The 16,405-nt window shown below is 61.0% G+C and carries 16 protein-coding genes; 8 read left to right on the top strand and 8 right to left on the bottom strand.

What is annotated here, in order from left to right:
- The first annotated feature begins 39 nt into the window (after positions 1 to 39).
- A complete protein-coding gene (locus NF676_RS16490; RefSeq protein ID WP_150634982.1) occupies positions 40 to 756 on the top strand; it encodes an alpha/beta hydrolase in 717 nt (238 codons plus the stop codon).
- Here NF676_RS16490 and NF676_RS16485 read toward each other — a convergent pair.
- Positions 746 to 1,303 carry a DcrB/PsbP domain-containing protein gene (locus NF676_RS16485; protein WP_095182014.1) on the bottom strand — a complete coding sequence of 186 codons (558 nt, stop codon included), beginning with the start codon at positions 1,301 to 1,303 and terminating at the stop codon, positions 746 to 748. The genes NF676_RS16490 and NF676_RS16485 overlap by 11 nt on opposite strands.
- A gap of 84 nt (positions 1,304 to 1,387) precedes the next feature.
- Positions 1,388 to 2,161: a hypothetical protein gene (locus NF676_RS16480; RefSeq protein WP_252886403.1), complete on the bottom strand. Its 774-nt coding sequence runs from the start codon at positions 2,159 to 2,161 to the stop codon at positions 1,388 to 1,390.
- A gap of 146 nt (positions 2,162 to 2,307) precedes the next feature.
- Between NF676_RS16480 and NF676_RS16475 the strand changes: the two genes are divergently transcribed.
- The 4 genes from NF676_RS16475 to NF676_RS16460 all read left to right on the top strand — a co-directional run bounded on the left by NF676_RS16475 (position 2,308) and on the right by NF676_RS16460 (position 6,531).
- Positions 2,308 to 2,844 (top strand): chalcone isomerase family protein, encoded by a 537-nt coding sequence (locus tag NF676_RS16475; RefSeq protein WP_252886402.1) that lies wholly within the window; start codon positions 2,308 to 2,310, stop codon positions 2,842 to 2,844.
- Positions 2,845 to 2,924: 80 nt separating this feature from the next.
- Positions 2,925 to 4,244 (top strand): Nramp family divalent metal transporter, encoded by a 1,320-nt coding sequence (locus tag NF676_RS16470; protein WP_236168605.1) that lies wholly within the window; start codon positions 2,925 to 2,927, stop codon positions 4,242 to 4,244.
- 167 nt (positions 4,245 to 4,411) lie between these two features.
- Positions 4,412 to 5,632: a putative DNA modification/repair radical SAM protein gene (locus NF676_RS16465; RefSeq protein ID WP_024013352.1), complete on the top strand. Its 1,221-nt coding sequence runs from the start codon at positions 4,412 to 4,414 to the stop codon at positions 5,630 to 5,632.
- Complete coding sequence (locus tag NF676_RS16460) at positions 5,629 to 6,531, top strand: TIGR03915 family putative DNA repair protein (protein ID WP_252886401.1); 903 nt, start codon at positions 5,629 to 5,631, stop codon at positions 6,529 to 6,531. Before NF676_RS16465 ends, NF676_RS16460 begins: the two co-directional genes overlap by 4 nt.
- 192 nt (positions 6,532 to 6,723) lie before the next feature.
- Here the strand turns inward: NF676_RS16460 and NF676_RS16455 are convergent, their stop codons facing one another.
- The 5 genes from NF676_RS16455 to NF676_RS16435 all read right to left on the bottom strand — a co-directional run bounded on the left by NF676_RS16455 (position 6,724) and on the right by NF676_RS16435 (position 12,928).
- The gene (locus NF676_RS16455) at positions 6,724 to 7,743 is read right to left on the bottom strand and encodes a branched-chain amino acid aminotransferase (protein WP_016775201.1); all 1,020 of its coding nucleotides are present in this window, start codon (positions 7,741 to 7,743) and stop codon (positions 6,724 to 6,726) included.
- 234 nt (positions 7,744 to 7,977) lie between these two features.
- Positions 7,978 to 9,351: a dihydrolipoyl dehydrogenase gene (gene lpdA, locus NF676_RS16450; RefSeq protein WP_252886400.1), complete on the bottom strand. Its 1,374-nt coding sequence runs from the start codon at positions 9,349 to 9,351 to the stop codon at positions 7,978 to 7,980.
- A 6-nt stretch (positions 9,352 to 9,357) separates the two neighbouring features.
- Complete coding sequence (locus tag NF676_RS16445; RefSeq protein WP_252886399.1) at positions 9,358 to 10,632, bottom strand: dihydrolipoamide acetyltransferase family protein; 1,275 nt, start codon at positions 10,630 to 10,632, stop codon at positions 9,358 to 9,360.
- Positions 10,633 to 11,691, bottom strand: coding sequence for an alpha-ketoacid dehydrogenase subunit beta (locus tag NF676_RS16440; protein ID WP_003224000.1), 1,059 nt, complete (start codon positions 11,689 to 11,691; stop codon positions 10,633 to 10,635). It abuts the gene before it with no gap.
- A gap of 1 nt (position 11,692) precedes the next feature.
- The gene (locus NF676_RS16435) at positions 11,693 to 12,928 is read right to left on the bottom strand and encodes a 3-methyl-2-oxobutanoate dehydrogenase (2-methylpropanoyl-transferring) subunit alpha (protein ID WP_024013347.1); all 1,236 of its coding nucleotides are present in this window, start codon (positions 12,926 to 12,928) and stop codon (positions 11,693 to 11,695) included.
- Between the two features lie 185 nt (positions 12,929 to 13,113).
- On the opposite strand from NF676_RS16435, the gene bkdR reads away from it, so the two are divergent.
- Positions 13,114 to 13,602 carry a Bkd operon transcriptional regulator BkdR gene (bkdR, locus tag NF676_RS16430; RefSeq protein ID WP_039762201.1) on the top strand — a complete coding sequence of 163 codons (489 nt, stop codon included), beginning with the start codon at positions 13,114 to 13,116 and terminating at the stop codon, positions 13,600 to 13,602.
- Between the two features lie 87 nt (positions 13,603 to 13,689).
- On the opposite strand, the gene NF676_RS16425 is transcribed toward bkdR, so the two are convergent.
- On the bottom strand, positions 13,690 to 14,553 hold the full coding sequence (locus tag NF676_RS16425) for an MBL fold metallo-hydrolase (RefSeq protein ID WP_252886398.1): 864 nt from the start codon (positions 14,551 to 14,553) through the stop codon (positions 13,690 to 13,692).
- A 92-nt stretch (positions 14,554 to 14,645) separates the two neighbouring features.
- Here NF676_RS16425 and NF676_RS16420 point away from each other — a divergent pair, with 92 nt between their 5' ends.
- Together NF676_RS16420 and NF676_RS16415 are read left to right on the top strand one after the other, a co-directional pair.
- Complete coding sequence (locus tag NF676_RS16420; protein ID WP_252886397.1) at positions 14,646 to 14,987, top strand: ArsR/SmtB family transcription factor; 342 nt, start codon at positions 14,646 to 14,648, stop codon at positions 14,985 to 14,987.
- A gap of 166 nt (positions 14,988 to 15,153) precedes the next feature.
- Positions 15,154 to 16,398, top strand: coding sequence for an NAD(P)/FAD-dependent oxidoreductase (locus NF676_RS16415; protein WP_252886396.1), 1,245 nt, complete (start codon positions 15,154 to 15,156; stop codon positions 16,396 to 16,398).
- Positions 16,399 to 16,405 lie beyond the last annotated feature (7 nt).

Raw genomic sequence — 16,405 nt, 5'->3', positions numbered from 1 at the left:
CTCCCCCGCGAACCCGACACTCTGTGAAGGAACGCTGCAATGCTGAAATTGTTCGCCCTGCTGACCCTGCTCGCATCCACCGCCGTCCACGCGCAAACCACCCTGCAATCCGATCTGCCACTCAAGTACCTCGAACAGGTCCACGCCGACGCTGAACCACGTCCGCTGGTGATTTTCCTGCACGGTTACGGCAGTAACGAGGCCGATCTGATCGGCATGAAATTTCAGCTGCCGGCGCAGTACAACTACCTTTCCGTGCGCGCACCGATGACGTTGGGTGAAGGACGTTTCCAGTGGTTTCGCAAGAAAGGTGAAGGCGCCTACAACGGCGAGACCGATGATCTGAAGGTCAGCGGCCAGAAGCTGCGCGACTTTATCGCCCAGGCGGCGAAGAAATATCACGCCGCGCCGGACAAGGTGTACCTGATCGGCTTCAGCCAGGGCGCGATGATGAGCTACGAAGTGGGCCTGCGCGCGCCAGCGGTCGTGGGCGGGTTTGCCGCGTTGAGCGGGCGCTTGTTGCCGGTGCTCAAAGCCGAACTCAAGCCTGGGCAAGCGCCGCTGCCGCTGAGCATTTTTATCGGCCACGGCACCGCTGATGATCCGGTGCCTTACCGTCACGGCACCGAGGCCAACGCGCTATTGCAGAAACTCGATTACAAGCCCGAGTTTCACGCTTATCCGGGCGTCGGCCACAGCATCAGTGCGGCCGAATTGCGCGATCTGAATGGCTGGTTGCAGCGGCTCAATCCTTGACGATGGCTTTGATCAAGGCATCGTGAGCTTTCTTGTCGCTGGCGCGGGAAATCACCTGCACCAGCGCCATCTTCGTCCCCGAGCCGGCCAGCAGCGTGGTGTTCAGGGTTTGGCCACCGCCCTGAGTGGCGGTGCTGTCAACCTGACGCAGCCCCAGGCCGGTGCCTTTCTGGGTCAGGCTTTTCTCGCTGAGCTTGTTGAAGTCCGGCAGGGCCTTGCGCTGATCGTCGATGAAACTCGACACGCTGCCGTCGAGAAACTCACCGTCGTTGTCCTTGACGTTCTGCCCAGCCGGGATCTGGTTTTCGGCGGCGATGACCACGGTCTTGGTGGTCTGGTTGGTGTACATCGTGCCCTTGGCACCGCTCGGGCTGGCGGGCAGCGGGTCGGCGACAAAGCCTTTGGGCAGGACAAAGGCAAACTTGCCGTCGAGCAGCGAGACCTTCTCGGTTTTGACTTTTTCCTTGGCGGCGTGCGCGTTGATCGCGGCGAAACCAGCGACGGCCGCCAGCATCAGAACAACGGCTTTTTTGCTCAACAATGACATGTGAATCTCCGGTGAATGGTCGCGCGAGGCGGGCGATCATCCCACGGAGCGTGCCGGCCGTTCCAGCGCGATTCGTCCAGGCGGTTATTGTGCTTGCGCCTTGGCCACTGGCCGCGCCAGCAGACGCCGGGTCACCCCGAGCATCGCCACCGACACTGCCACTCCCACTGCGAAGCCGCTGAGGCCCATGGTCGGCAGCGTCCAGGCCGACACCAGGCAGAACGCCGAGAACGAATACATGCCGGTTGCCGTTGCGCGCAATAACGCAGCGGTAAACGCCGGGCCGCGGGTTTGTTGCGAGAACACCGCCATGACACTGCCGAGCACCGGGAACACCGCGAGAAGGCCGCTCCAGCGTTCGCCGACGGTGCTGGCGAGCATCGTCACCACCAGCGTCAGCGCCGCACCGGCGATCATCCGCCAGATCAGTTTGTCCGACTTCGGTGCTGGCCCGTTCAATACTGGATGCACCTCAGGGAACAGATAAGGCGAAGCGAGCAGTGCCACCGCTGCCGCAATCACCGAGAACGGCAAGGACGCCGGGATCACCGACAAGACTGCCGCCAGCGCGGCCCACACCGCCAGTGAAATGGTCAACGCCCACGGCCAGTTCGCCCGCTGCGCCACCTGCGCATAAGTGATGCAGAAAGCGATCATCGCGAACATTGCCGACAGCGCCGCGACCGCTGATTGCGCGGCAAACTGCGGCCCTTGTTCGATCGCCAGAAAAAACAGAATCGGCCCGACCACCACCGGCAATCCCGACAGCCACCCGGCCACGCTCGGCCCCCAACGTTTGCCCGCCAGGGAAATCAGCAGGAGAAAACCGGGAATCAGCAGCAATTTCAGGATCAGCACGCGGGTGTCTCCATCGGGTCAGGATGAGCCACGTTAGCACTGCCGATTGAAGATTGCTGCCTATGTTCGCAATTTTTGTATACAAAAATTCAGGCGCGAATCCGTCTATGCTTTGATCATCAGAATGCAGCGGAGACGATACGGCGATGAACAGAACACCCAAGCTCGTTCGGGGCTGTTGTGGCATCGGTTTATGGGCGCTGTTGCTCACACCGACATGGGCCAATTGGCAGGACGCAGTCCCGGGCGCGCAAATTATCGGCAGCGGCGATTTCAGCGTGTTCGGCTTCGACGTTTACAGCGCGCGCTTGTGGAGTGCCGCGCGGCCTCTGGCGGATGGCCAGCCGTTTGCTCTGGAGCTGATCTACCGGCGCAAAATCTCGCGAGACGATCTGGTCAGCACCAGCGTCGATGAGATCAAACGCCTTGCCGGTCCCCGGGTCACTTCAGCGCAATTGGCCGGCTGGCAGACGCAGATGCAGCAATCGTTTGTCGACGTTCAGGCCGGCACGCGGATTACCGGCGTGTATCTGCCGGGGCAGGGCGCGCGGTTTTTTGTCGGCCAGAAGCTCCAGCATGAGATTGAGGATCCACAGTTTGCCAAGGCGTTTTTCGATATCTGGCTGGATCCGCGAACACGCAGTCCCGAGTTGCGCGAGCAGTTGCTGGGGGTGAACCCATAGGTTCAGTGATCTTTGCGCTTCAAGGCATCAGGCGAAACGACTAAGCTGCCGGGCTCCCGTTTTTGTTTCTGGATGTGTGCGTGAAATTCAGTCTGCCCAAAATCGCCACCGCGCCGTTTTGCCCGCCGGAAGTGGCCGGCAGTGTCGCGGTTGATCCGACTGCCTCGTTCTTCAAACGTGTGCTGCGTTTCGCCGGTCCCGGTTTGCTGGTGTCGATCGGCTACATGGATCCGGGCAACTGGGCGACCGCGATCGAGGCCGGTTCGCGTTTTGGCTACAGCCTGTTGTTCGTGGTGTTGCTGGCGAGTCTGGCCGGCATGGTCGTGCAATGTCTGTGCTCGCGGCTGGGCATCGCCACCGGGCGCGATCTGGCGCAGTTGTCCCGCGAGCGCTACAGCACCCCGACAGCGCGCCTGCAATGGATACTGGCGGAGATCTCGATCATCGCCACCGACCTCGCCGAAGTGCTTGGCTGCGCTCTCGCGTTTCACTTGCTGCTCGGTTGCTCGCTGACCTTCGGCATCGCCCTGACGGCGTTCGACACGTTGCTGGTGCTGGCCCTGCAAAACCGGGGCTTCCGCCGTCTCGAAGCGATCATGCTGGTGCTGGTCGCGACCATCGGCGTGTGTTTCTTCGTCGAGTTGTTGTTGATCAAACCGTACTGGCCAGACGTGGCGCTGGGCTTCAAACCTTCGCTGGCGGCCATCGGCGATGCCGCGCCGCTGTATCTGGCCATTGGCATCCTCGGCGCCACAGTAATGCCGCATAACCTTTACTTGCACACCTCGATCGTGCAGACGCGGATGATCGGCAAGGATCTGGCGAGCAAGCAGGACGCGGTGAAACTGGCACGTATCGACACCATCGGTTCGCTGGCCCTGGCGCTGCTGGTCAACGCGGCGATCCTGATTCTCGCGGCGGCGGCGTTTCACCAGTCCGGGCATACCGATGTGGTCGATATTCAGGACGCCTATCACCTGCTCGACCCGCTGGTTGGCGGTGCGCTGGCCAGTGTGCTGTTCGGCGTGGCGCTGCTCGCGTCGGGGCAAAGTTCGACCTTCACCGGGACCATCGCCGGGCAGGTCATCATGGAGGGCTATCTGAACCTGCGCATCCCGTGCTGGCAGCGGCGTTTGATCACTCGCGGGCTGGCGCTGATTCCGGCGTTCATCGGCGTCTGGCTCATGGGCGATAACGCGATCGGCAAGTTGCTGGTGTTGAGCCAGGTCGTGCTCAGCCTGCAACTGCCGTTTGCCTTGTACCCGCTGATTCGCATGACCAACGACCGGCAGTTGATGGGGCCGTTCGTCAACCGCTGGCCCACGCGGGTGCTGGCTTGGGGGCTGTTTGTGTTGATCAGCGGGGCGAACAGCTGGTTGATATTGCAGTGGGCGGTTTGATCACTGAGTTGCGGTGACTGGCAGGGCCTCTTCGCGAGCAGGCTCGCTCCCACAGGTTTTCGCGGGCGGCCACAATTCAGCTGGCCAGCCGACGAGGGGTCATCCATCAACTTGTTTCGCGGCGGGCGAGCCTATACTGTATATGCACACAGTAAAGAGTCCGTGCCATGCAAATCATCGACAAGCTCAGCATCCTCGCCGACGCCGCCAAGTACGACGCCTCTTGCGCCAGCAGTGGTGCGCCCAAGCGCAGCTCCGAGGGCAAGAGCGGGCTCGGTTCGACGGATGGCATGGGCATCTGTCACAGCTACACGCCGGACGGGCGCTGTGTGTCGTTGCTGAAAATCCTGCTGACCAATTTCTGCCTTTACGATTGCCAGTACTGCGTCAACCGCCGTTCCAGCGATGTGCCGCGTGCGCGCTTCACCCCGGAAGAAGTCGTGACGCTGACCATGGATTTCTACCGGCGCAACTGCGTCAGCGGCCTGTTTCTCAGCTCCGGGATCATTCGCTCGGCGGACTACACCATGGAGCAACTGGTGCGGGTGGCGAAGTTGCTCCGAGAAGAGCACGAATTTCGCGGCTACATCCATTTGAAGACCATTCCGGAAGCCGATCCGGCCTTGATCGAAGAAGCCGGGCGTTACGCCGACCGCCTCAGCGTCAACATCGAACTGCCCACCGATGCCAGTCTGCAGACGCTGGCGCCGGAGAAGGACATCACCTCGATCAAGCAAGCGATGAACACCATCTACACCGGCGTGCAAACAGTGTTGAACGAGCCGCGCTCGGCGAAATTCGCCCCGGCCGGGCAGAGCACGCAATTGATCGTCGGTGCCGATGACACCGACGACAGCACCATCCTCCACAGCGCCCAATCCTTGTACGGCAACTTCCGTTTGCGCCGGGTCTATTACTCGGCGTTCAGCCCGATCCCCGACAGCCCGAAAAGCGTACCGCTCGCCGCGCCTCCGCTGATGCGCGAGCACCGTTTGTATCAGGCTGATTTCCTCCTGCGCAGCTACGGCTACAGCGCTGACGAACTGCTCAAAGGCCCGGGAAATCTGGCGCTCGATATCGACCCGAAGCTGGCTTGGGCGCTGGAAAATCGCGAAGTGTTCCCGCTGGACCTCAATCGTGCCGACGCGACGTTGATCGCACGCATCCCGGGCATTGGCTTGCGCACCACCGAGCGCCTGGTCGAGTTGCGCCGTCAGCGGCGAATCCGTTACGAAGACGTGGCGCGGATGCGCTGCGTGCTGGCCAAGGCGAAGCCTTTCATCATCACCAGCGATTACCACCCGCAACAGGCGGAAGTCACCAGCCACATGCTCTATCAGCAATTGCGCGACCGACCGATGCCGCAGCAGATGGGGTTGTGGGGATGATCAGTCTTGATTGCGATGACCTGTTCGACACATGGCGTCAGCAGGCGCGCTGGTTGCTCAGCCATGAAATCGATCCGAGTCTGGTGAGCTGGGCGGCGGAAGGGGTGGGCGATCTGTTTGCCAGTGATGAGCACGTGCCCGAGGGGCAGGGGCCGTTTCAGGCGCGTATTCCCCGCGCGCTGCTCGACACCCTCGAACAAGCGGCGCGCTATCGCGGCGAGCAACGCTGGAGCCTGTTGTATGAAGTGCTCTGGCGCGTCAGTCACGGCGACCGCACGGCGATGATGGCAGGCGACAAACTCGGCAGCGAGTTGCAGCGGCGCATCAAGCAGGTCAGTCGCGAGGCCCATCATCTGCATGCATTCGTGCGTTTCATCGAGCGGTCGAAGGATCTGCCCGGTCCACAATACGTGGCGTGGCACGAGCCGGCGCATGACATCCTGCACAGCGCCAGCGAGCACTTTATCGGGCGCATGGGCCAGCATCGCTGGTTGATCGCCACACCGCGTGACGGCGTTTATTACGACGGTGAGCAATTGATTCACGAGCGGCAGTGCCCGATTGAGTGGCAGCAACTGGCGCAGAACGTCGACGATCCCCACGGCGATTTGTGGTTGACCTACTACAGCCACATCTTCAACCCGGCGCGGTTGAACCCGAAGGTCATGCAAGGGCATCTGCCGGTGCGGTTCTGGAAGAATCTGCCGGAGGGGGAGTTGATACCGGGATTGATCACCCAGGCGCGGATGGGCAAGCAGCAGAATGGGCAGGCGAGCGGGATTTCGGATCGGACGGGCAAGCGCATTGCCTCCAAAAATCAAAAGCAATCCCTCACCCCAGCCCTCTCCCGGAGGGAGAGGGAGCCGACCCAGGTGTTCTCCCGTACTACACCGACCTGAAAGTTCGCGTCGAACTCGGGTTTTGAAAAGCACAAAAATCGGCTCCCTTTCCCCCTCGCCCCCTTGGGGGAGAGGGCTGGGGTGAGGGGGAAAAGATCTCCAGCCCTACACAAAAAAAACCAACAACCACAATCAAAAAAGCCCCCCACCAATCACTCGGTGGAGGGCTTTTGAGCATCAGCAGTCGTCAGATCAAACCTTGACGATCCAGCCCGCTGGCGCTTCGATGTCGCCGGTCTGCACGCCAGTCAGCTCTTTGTAGAGCTGCTGGGTTACCGGGCCTACCTCGGTTTCGCTGTGGAACACATGCAGGTGGTCGTTGTAGCTGATGCCGCCAATCGGCGTGATCACCGCAGCGGTACCGCAGGCACCGGCTTCCTTGAAGTCCGACAGCTTGTCGATCAGCACGTCGCCTTCAACCACTTCCAGGCCCAGACGCGATTTGGCCAGTTCGATCAGCGACAGGCGGGTGATGCCTGGCAGGACCGATGGCGAGTTCGGGGTGACGAACTTGTTGTCGTGGGTGATCCCGAAGAAGTTGGCCGAACCGACTTCCTCGATCTTGGTGTGGGTCATCGGATCGAGGTAGATCGCGTCGGCGAAGTTGGCCTTCTTGGCTTTCGAGCCCGGCATCAGGCTGGCGGCGTAGTTGCCACCGACCTTGGCCGCACCGGTGCCTTGCGGGGCCGCGCGGTCGTAGCTGGAGATCTGGAAGTTGTGCGGGGTCAGGCCGCCCTTGAAGTAGGCGCCGACCGGGATGCAGAAGATCGAGAAAATGAATTCGGGCGCGGTGCGTACGCCGATGTTGTCACCCACGCCGATCACGAACGGGCGCAGGTACAGCGCGCCGCCGGTGCCGTACGGCGGGATGAAACGCTCGTTGGCGCGAACCACGGCTTTGCAGGCTTCGATGAACTGCTCGGTGTCGACCGTCGGCATCAGCAGACGCGCGCAGCTGCGTTGCATGCGCAGGGCGTTCTGGTCCGGGCGGAACAGGTTGATCGAGCCGTCCTTGCAGCGATAGGCCTTCATGCCTTCGAAGCACTGCTGACCATAGTGAAGGGCGGTGGAGCCTTCGCTGATGTGCAGGACGTTATCTTCGGTCAGGGTGCCTTTGTCCCACTCGCCATCGCGAAAGTACGACAGATAGCGCTTGTCGGTCTTGATGTAGTCAAAACCCAGCTTGTCCCAATTGATGCTTTCGTTACCCATGACACCCTCTATCACTGAACAACCGCCGAAACGGTTCAAGGCTTCTGACGTTTTTTTGGATGGGCACAACAATACTTCATTCTTGAGCGGTTTCGCAGCCCGGACTATCGGATGACACACAGATAAATCGTGTTGCCCTCCAGAATTCGCGAGCAGGCTCGCTCCCACATTTGAAATGCATTCCCATTGTGGGAGCGAGCCTGCTCGCGAAGGGGCCATCACTGCCACCGCACATCACATATGCAGCGCATGCCCCAGCGCCCGCAACGCCGCTTCCTGCACCGCTTCGCCCAAGGTTGGGTGCGCATGAATGGTGCCGCCGATGTCTTCCAGTCGCGCGCCCATTTCCAGGCTCTGCGCAAAAGCCGTCGACAGTTCGGAAACCCCAACGCCCACCGCTTGCCAACCGACAATCACATGATTATCCCGACGAGCAACCACGCGCACGAAGCCGCTTTTCGATTCCAGGGTCATCGCCCGGCCGTTGGCGGCGAACGGGAAGCTGGAAACGATGCAGTCCAGCCCCGCAGCCTTGGCCTCGTCCGGGGTTGTGCCGACCACCACCAGTTCCGGGTCGGTAAAGCACACGGCGGCGATGGCGGTCGGGTTGAACTCACGGCTCTTGCCACTGATCAACTCGGCAACCATTTCGCCCTGAGCCATGGCGCGGTGGGCCAGCATCGGTTCGCCGCTTACGTCGCCAATAGCGTAGACGTTGCGCATGCTGGTCTGGCAACGGCTGTCGATCTTGATCGCCGAACCGTTCATGTCCAGATTCAGCGCTTCGAGATTGAAGCCCTGCGTATTGGGTTTGCGACCGACGGCAACCAGTACCTGGTCGGTTTCCAGATTGAGGGTTTCGCCTTCGGGATCGCGCACCTGCAACGTGCCGTCGAAACCGAGCACGCTGTGCTTGAGGTACAGCTTCACGCCCAACTGCTTCAGCGCGTCGTGGACCGGTTGTGTCAGTTCTGCGTCATAGGCCGGCAGAATCCGGTCCTGCGCCTCGACCACGCTGACTTCGGCGCCGAGCTTGCGATAAGCGATGCCCAGCTCCAGGCCGATGTAACCACCGCCGACCACCACCAGACGTTTCGGCACAGACGTCGGTGCCAGCGCTTCGGTGGAGGAGATGATCGGCCCGCCAATCGGCAGGATCGGCAGGTTGACGCTGGTCGAACCGGTGGCCAGCACAAGATGTTCGCACTGGATGCGCGTATCGCCGACTTCCACGGTTTTGCCGTCGATGATTTTCGCCCAGCCATTGATGACCTGGACCTTGTTTTTCTTCAGCAGCGCGGCGACGCCAGTGGTCAGGCGATCAACGATGCCATCCTTCCACTCGACGCTTTTGCTGATATCCAGAGTCGGCGCGGCAACGCTGATGCCCAACGCCGAATGCTGGCTGTGATGTTGCGTCTGATGAAACTGCTCAGCCACATGAATCAGCGCTTTCGACGGAATGCAGCCGATATTCAGGCAGGTGCCGCCCAACGACTGGCCTTCGACCAGGATGGTCGGAATACCCAATTGCCCGGCGCGGATCGCGGTGACGTAACCGCCGGGGCCGCCGCCGATGATCAGCAGCGTAGTGTTCAGAGATTGCATTCGGGCTTACTCCACAAACAAGGTAGCGGGTTGTTCGAGCAAGCCACGAATGGCCTGAATGAAGAGCGCCGCGTCCATGCCGTCGACCACGCGGTGATCGAAGGAGCTGGAGAGGTTCATCATCTTGCGGATCACCACTTGGCCTTTGACCACCATTGGCCGTTCGACAATTTTGTTCACGCCGACAATGGCCACTTCCGGCAGATTCAGCACCGGCGTGCTGACAATGCCGCCCAATGCGCCGAGGCTGGTCAGAGTGATGGTCGAACCGGACAGCTCATCGCGGCTGGCCTTGCCATTGCGCGCGGCGTTGGCCAAACGCGAAATTTCCGCGGCGCTGTCCCACAGGCTGCGCGCTTCGGCGTGACGCACGACGGGCACCATCAGGCCGACATCGCTTTGCGTGGCGACGCCGACATGCACCGCACCGAGGCGAGTGATGACTTGCGCTTCGTCATCGTAACGGGCGTTCATCTGCGGGAAGTCGCGCAGGGCGACGACCAGCGCGCGAACGAGGAACGGCAACAAGGTCAACTTGCCACGGCTGGCGCCATGTTTTTCATTCAGATGCGCGCGCAGTTCTTCGATTGCGGTGACGTCGATTTCCTCGACATAACTGAAGTGCGCGGCACGCTGAGTAGCATCCTGCATGCGCTGAGCGATCTTGCGGCGCATGCCGATCACTTGAATCTGTTCTTCGTCGTGGCGCTGGGCATAAGCGGCAGCGGCCGGCGCCGAAGCGTTCGACTGACCTTGCGCCAGATAGGCCTCCAGGTCGTCATGCAACACACGACCGGCCGGGCCGGTGCCGCGAACCAGACGCAATTGAATACCCAGATCCAGGGCATGTTTGCGCACGGCTGGCGAGGCTAGCGGGCGTTCATCCGCTTCGCGAGCGACCATCGGGCCCTGGCAAACGGCAGCCGGACGTGGTGCGGCGGCTGCGGCGGGCTTGCTTTCGACAGCAGTCTCAACGTTCGGCGCAACCGGTGCTTCTTTGACCGGCGCGGGTGCGGCGGACTCTTTCAAGTTACCGGCACCTTCAACCTCGATGCTGATCAACACACTGCCAACCGCCATGACTTCACCCGGCTGACCACCGAGCGCAATCACTTTCCCGTGTACCGGCGACGGAATATCGACCATCGCCTTGTCGGTCATCACATCCGCCAGCACCTGGTCTTCAACCACCAGATCGCCAACCTTGACGTGCCACTGCGACAGTTCTACTTCTGCGATGCCTTCGCCGATGTCCGGCATCTTGATAACGTGCGTGCCCATTCAGACCTCCATGACCCGTTTCAACGCCGCGCCCACGCGGGACGGCCCTGGGAAATACGCCCACTCCTGCGCGTGCGGGTAGGGAGTGTCCCAACCGGTGACGCGTTCGATCGGCGCTTCCAGGTGATGGAAGCAGTGCTCTTGCACCAGCGATACCAGCTCGGCGCCGAAACCGCAGGTGCGGGTGGCTTCGTGTACCACCACGCAGCGGCCGGTTTTCTTCACCGACTTGACGATGGTTTCCAGGTCCAGCGGCCACAGGCTGCGCAGGTCGATGACTTCGGCATCGACGCCGGATTCTTCGGCAGCGACTTGCGAGACGTAGACGGTGGTGCCGTAGGTCAGCACGGTCACGTCCTTGCCCGGGCGAGTGATCGCGGCAACGTCCAGCGGCACGGTGTAGTAACCGTCCGGCACCTGGGCTTGCGGATGTTTCGACCACGGGGTTACCGGGCGGTCGTGATGGCCATCGAACGGGCCGTTGTACAGGCGTTTCGGCTCGAGGAAGATCACCGGGTCATCGTTTTCGATGGAGGCGATCAGCAAGCCTTTGGCGTCGTACGGGTTGGACGGCATCACCGTACGCAGACCGCAGACCTGAGTGAACATCGCCTCGATGCTCTGGCTGTGGGTCTGGCCGCCGTAGATGCCGCCGCCGCAAGGCATGCGCAGGGTCATCGGTGCGGTGAACTCGCCGGCCGAGCGATAACGCAGACGCGCCGCTTCGGAGATGATCTGGTCGGAGGCGGGGTAGACGTAGTCGGCGAACTGGATTTCGGCGACCGGGCGCAGTCCGTAAGCGCCCATGCCGACAGCCACGCCGACGATGCCGCTTTCCGAAATCGGCGCGTCGAACACCCGCGAGGTGCCGTACTTGGTCTGCAGGCCTTCGGTGCAGCGGAACACACCGCCGAAGTAACCGACGTCCTGGCCGAAGACGACGACGTTGTCATCACGCTCAAGCATCACATCCATGGCCGAGCGCAGGGCCTGGATCATGGTCATGGTGGTCGTGGTCATGGCGGTTTCCAACTGAATATTGTTGTTGTGATCGTTCATGTCAGATCCCCAACTGCTGACGCTGGCGCTTCAAGTGCTCCGGCATCTCTTTGTAGACGTCTTCGAACATGGTCGCGGCGCTTGGAATCTGGCCACCGGCGAGGGTGCCGTACTGTTCGGCCTGTTTCTGCGCGGCAATCACTTCGGCTTCGAGTTCAGCGCTGACGGCGCTGTGCTCTTCCTCCGACCAGTGGCCAACCTTGATCAGGTGCTGTTTCAGACGCGCGATCGGATCGCCGAGGGGGAAGTGGCTCCAGTCATCGGCAGGGCGGTATTTTGATGGGTCGTCGGAGGTCGAGTGCGGGCCGGCGCGGTAGGTGACCCATTCGATCATGGTCGGGCCGAGATTGCGCCGGGCGCGTTCGGCAGCCCAGGCGGAAGCAGCGTAGACCGCGTAGAAATCGTTGCCATCGACACGCAGCGAGGCGATGCCGCAACCGACGCCGCGTCCGGCGAAAGTCGTGGCTTCACCGCCGGCTATGGCCTGGAAGGTGGAAATCGCCCACTGGTTATTCACGACATTGAGGATCACCGGCGCCCGATAAACGTGGGCGAAGGTGAGGGCGGTGTGGAAGTCCGATTCGGCGGTGGCGCCATCGCCGATCCACGCCGAGGCGATTTTGGTGTCGCCCTTGATCGCCGAGGCCATGCCCCAGCCGACGCCCTGAATGAATTGGGTGGCGAGGTTGCCGGAAATGGTGAAGAAGCCGGCGTCCTTGACCGAGTACATGATCGGCAACTGGCGGCCCTTGAGCGGATCGCGCTCGTTGGACAGCAACTGGCAGATCAGGTCGACCAGCGGCACATCACGGGCCATCAAGATGCTTTGCTGGCGGTAGGTCGGGAAGCACATGTCGTCGATGTTCAGCGCCAGAGCCTGAGCGCTGCCGATGGCTTCCTCGCCAAGGCTCTGCATGTAGAACGACATCTTTTTCTGCCGCTGGGCGACAACCATGCGGTTGTCGTAGATGCGCGTTTTGAGCATCGCGCGCATGCCTTTGCGCAGGATCTCGACCGGCACGTTTTCGGCCCACGGGCCGAGGGCGTTGCCCTGATCGTCGAGCACGCGAATCAGGCCACGGGCGAGGTCGGCGGTATCGGCAGGTTCTACATCGACAGGGGGTTTGCGCACCGTACCGGCATCGGTCAGATGCAGGTAGGAAAAATCGGTTTTGCAGCCGGGACGGCCCGAGGGTTCAGGGACGTGCAGGCGCAGCGGTTCATACGCTTGGGTCATGGCTTCTACGCTCGATCTTGTGAATTTCTTGTAGTGAGCTGGCAGTCATTCCCGGGTAGGGGAAATCTTGTCCTACAACAATCATAGGCGTGGCCAAGAAGAATATTTCTCTGTGTTTCGTTGCGCTGGCGACCATTTGCAGATAGAAATTCTGCATAAACATAAAAAACAGGTGGTTTTGTCTCATGCGCAAACTGGACCGTACCGACATCGGCATTCTCAACAGCCTTCAGGAGAATGCGCGGATCACCAACGCCGACCTCGCCCGTTCGGTGAACCTGTCGCCGACGCCGTGCTTCAACCGGGTCAAGGCCATGGAAGAATTGGGCCTGATTCGCGAGCAGGTCACGCTGCTGGATGCCGATCTGCTGGGGCTGCATGTGAATGTGTTCATTCACGTCAGCCTGGAAAAGCAGGTGGAGGAAGCGCTGCAGCACTTCGAGGAAGCGATCTCCGATCGGCCAGAGGTGATGGAGTGCTATCTGATGGCCGGCGATCCGGATTATCTGATCCGTGTGCTGGTGCCAAGCATTCAGTCGCTGGAACGCTTCATGATGGATTTTCTGACCAAGGTGCCGGGGGTGGCGAACATCCGCTCCAGCTTTGCGCTGAAGCAAGTGCGTTATAAGACCGCGTTGCCGTTGCCGGCTAATGGATTGACGTTGGGAACCTGAAGATCAAAAGATCGCAGCCTTCGGCAGCTCCTACAGTTGCACCGTATTCCAAATGTAGGAGCTGCCGAAGGCTGCGATCTTTTGACGTTAAAGTTTGTTGAGCGGAATCTTCAGGTAAACCACGCCGTTGTCCTCAGGCGCCGGCATATTCCCCGCCCGTACATTCACCTGAATCGCCGGCAGCAGCAACGTCGGCATCCCTAGCCCAGCGTCACGTGTCGTGCGCATCTCGACGAACGCCGCTTCATCGATCCCGTCATGCACATGAATATTGCTTTTGCGCTGTTCGCCGACAGTGGTCTGGCACTGCGAGGCGCGGCCCTCGGGCGGATAGTCGTGGCAAACGTAAAGCTTCACGCTGGCCGGAAAAGCCAACAGCTTCTGAATCGACTTGAACAACTGCTGCGCATTGCCGCCAGGGAAATCACAGCGCGCGGTGCCGACATCGGGCATGAACAGCGTGTCGCCGACGAGGATCTGTTCGCCGTCGATCAGGTACGCCATGTCCGCTGGCGTATGGCCGGGGACGTGTAGGGCGGTAGCCTTGAGGTTGCCGATCATGAACGACTCGTTCGGCGCGAACAGATGATCGAACTGCGAGCCATCGACGCAAAATTCCGGCTCCAGATTGAACAGTGCCTTGAACACACTCTGCACTTTGCTGATCGATTCACCGATGGCGATCTTGCCGCCCAGTTCACGACGCAGATACGGCGCGGCGGAGAGGTGATCGGCGTGGGCGTGGGTTTCCAGCAGCCATTGCACTTGCAGCCGGTGCGCACGCACGAAAGCGATGATCTTGTCCGCCTGCGCCGTGCCGGTGCGCCCGGCAGCGCCATCGTAATCGAGCACCGGGTCGACGATCGCGCACTGGCCGCCGTCGGCTTCGTAGACCACGTAGCTGTAGGTCGAGGAGGCGGGGTCGAGGAACGCTTCAATCAGGGCGGGCATGGCGAAAACCTGTGCTGGGTAATTTCGGGTTGCAACACTTTATGTAAAAACATAATGTTCGCAGCTTAAGTGACCTTCAAGGCCTCGTGCAAATGCAATCCAGTCTGACCGAATGTGAAGTCGCCCAACTGCGCGCCTCGGCGTCCAAAGCCTGCGCGCTGCTCAAGGCTCTGGCCAATGAGGATCGCCTGTTGATCCTCTGTCAACTGACCCAGGGCGAGCGCAACGTCGGCGAGCTGGAAAAAATGACCGCCGTACGCCAGCCGACGCTGTCCCAACAACTGGGCATCTTGCGCGATGAAGGCCTGGTCGCGACCCGCCGCGAAGGCAAATACATTTTCTATGGCCTGGCCAGTCACGAAGTGATCCAGGTGATGAAAACCCTCTCGGGGCTGTATTGCGGAGCGGTACTCAAGAGCTGGGAACAGCCATAAATGCCAGCCCTCACAAACATCTCCTGTGGGAGCGAGCCTGCTCGCGAAGGCGGCGTGTCAGCCGACGAATAGTTGACTGAGCCACCGCTTTCGCGAGCAGGCTCGCTCCCACATTGGTTGTTGTGGTGAGCCAAAAAATCCTTGCGTGCAGCAAAAGGAACAAGCAATGAACGATCAACACTGGGGCCTATCCATCAGTGCGGACATCGTGGTCATCGGCGGTGGCACGGCCGGCATCGGTTTTGTCGCCAGCCTGCTCAAGCGTGACCCGCAGCTCCAAGTCACCGTGATCGAACCGAGTTCGCAGCATTACTATCAACCGGCGTGGACGCTGGTCGGCGGTGGTGCGTTTGATGTGAAAGACACCGTCAGGCCGATGAGCAAAGTCATGCCGCGTCAGGCGACGTGGATTCAGGCCAGTGTCAGCGCCATCGACCCGCAAAGCCGCCAACTCACCCTCGACGACCAGCGCACCGTCAGCTATCAGAACCTGATCGTCTGCCCCGGCCTGCGCCTGGCCTGGGAGAAAATCGAAGGCTTGCAGGAAAGCCTCGGTCAGCACGGCGTCACTTCCAACTACAGCTATCAACACGCCCCGTACACCTGGGATCAAGTGCAGAAACTGCGCGATGGCCGGGCGCTGTTCACCCAGCCGGCGATGCCGATCAAATGCGCCGGCGCGCCGCAAAAAGCCCTGTACCTGTCTTGCGATCACTGGCGCAAATCCGCCGTGCTGAAAGACATCAACGTTGAATTCAATCTCGCTGGCGCTGCGCTGTTTGGCGTGCCGACCTTCGTGCCGCCGTTGATGAAGTACATCGAACAGTACGACGCGCAACTGGCGTTCAACTCGAATCTGGTCAAGGTCGACGGCCCGGCAAAAACCGCGTGGTTTGAAGTCAAGGACGCCGACGGCAATGTCAGCCGGGTCGCGAAAACCTTCGACCTGCTGCACGTCGTGCCGCCACAAGTCGCGCCGGATTTCATCGCACAGAGTCCGCTGGCCGATGCCGGCGGTTGGTGCGAAGTCGATCCACACAGCTTGCAGCATCCGCGTTATCCCGACGTGTTCGCACTGGGCGATATCTGCGGCACCAGCAATGCGAAAACTGCCGCAGCGGTGCGCAAGCAGGTTGTCGTCGTTGCGCAAAACCTGCTGGCCGCGCGCAAACAACAGCCGCTGCCGCTCAAGTACGACGGCTACGGTTCCTGCCCGCTGACGGTGGAGAAGGGCAAGGTGATCCTCGCCGAGTTCGGCTATGGCGGCAAACTGCTGCCGACTTTCCCGCTGAACCCGACCGTGGCCCGCCGTTCGGCATGGTGGCTGAAGGCGACGCTGCTGCCGTGGTTCTACTGGCACGGCATGCTCAAGGGCCGCGAGTGGCTGACGCGTCTGTCCAGGGTCGACTGAGAAAACT

The sequence above is a fragment of the Pseudomonas siliginis genome (assembly GCF_024072275.1).
GTDB lineage: Bacteria > Pseudomonadota > Gammaproteobacteria > Pseudomonadales > Pseudomonadaceae > Aquipseudomonas > Aquipseudomonas siliginis.
This window is presented reverse-complemented; position numbering and strand designations above follow the sequence as displayed.

Excerpts from the sequence above, each read along its gene's own strand:
- NF676_RS16490 (WP_150634982.1), top strand. The coding sequence starts at position 40 with ATGCTGAAATTGTTCGCCCTGCTGACCCTGCTCGCATCCACCGCCGTC.
- NF676_RS16485 (WP_095182014.1), bottom strand. The coding sequence starts at position 1,303 with ATGTCATTGTTGAGCAAAAAAGCCGTTGTTCTGATGCTGGCGGCCGTC.
- NF676_RS16475 (WP_252886402.1), top strand. The coding sequence starts at position 2,308 with ATGAACAGAACACCCAAGCTCGTTCGGGGCTGTTGTGGCATCGGTTTA.
- NF676_RS16465 (WP_024013352.1), top strand. The coding sequence starts at position 4,412 with ATGCAAATCATCGACAAGCTCAGCATCCTCGCCGACGCCGCCAAGTAC.
- NF676_RS16460 (WP_252886401.1), top strand. The coding sequence starts at position 5,629 with ATGATCAGTCTTGATTGCGATGACCTGTTCGACACATGGCGTCAGCAG.
- NF676_RS16455 (WP_016775201.1), bottom strand. The coding sequence starts at position 7,743 with ATGGGTAACGAAAGCATCAATTGGGACAAGCTGGGTTTTGACTACATC.
- lpdA (WP_252886400.1), bottom strand. The coding sequence starts at position 9,351 with ATGCAATCTCTGAACACTACGCTGCTGATCATCGGCGGCGGCCCCGGC.
- NF676_RS16445 (WP_252886399.1), bottom strand. The coding sequence starts at position 10,632 with ATGGGCACGCACGTTATCAAGATGCCGGACATCGGCGAAGGCATCGCA.
- NF676_RS16440 (WP_003224000.1), bottom strand. The coding sequence starts at position 11,691 with ATGAACGATCACAACAACAATATTCAGTTGGAAACCGCCATGACCACG.
- NF676_RS16435 (WP_024013347.1), bottom strand. The coding sequence starts at position 12,928 with ATGACCCAAGCGTATGAACCGCTGCGCCTGCACGTCCCTGAACCCTCG.
- bkdR (WP_039762201.1), top strand. The coding sequence starts at position 13,114 with ATGCGCAAACTGGACCGTACCGACATCGGCATTCTCAACAGCCTTCAG.
- NF676_RS16425 (WP_252886398.1), bottom strand. The coding sequence starts at position 14,553 with ATGCCCGCCCTGATTGAAGCGTTCCTCGACCCCGCCTCCTCGACCTAC.
- NF676_RS16420 (WP_252886397.1), top strand. The coding sequence starts at position 14,646 with ATGCAATCCAGTCTGACCGAATGTGAAGTCGCCCAACTGCGCGCCTCG.
- NF676_RS16415 (WP_252886396.1), top strand. The coding sequence starts at position 15,154 with ATGAACGATCAACACTGGGGCCTATCCATCAGTGCGGACATCGTGGTC.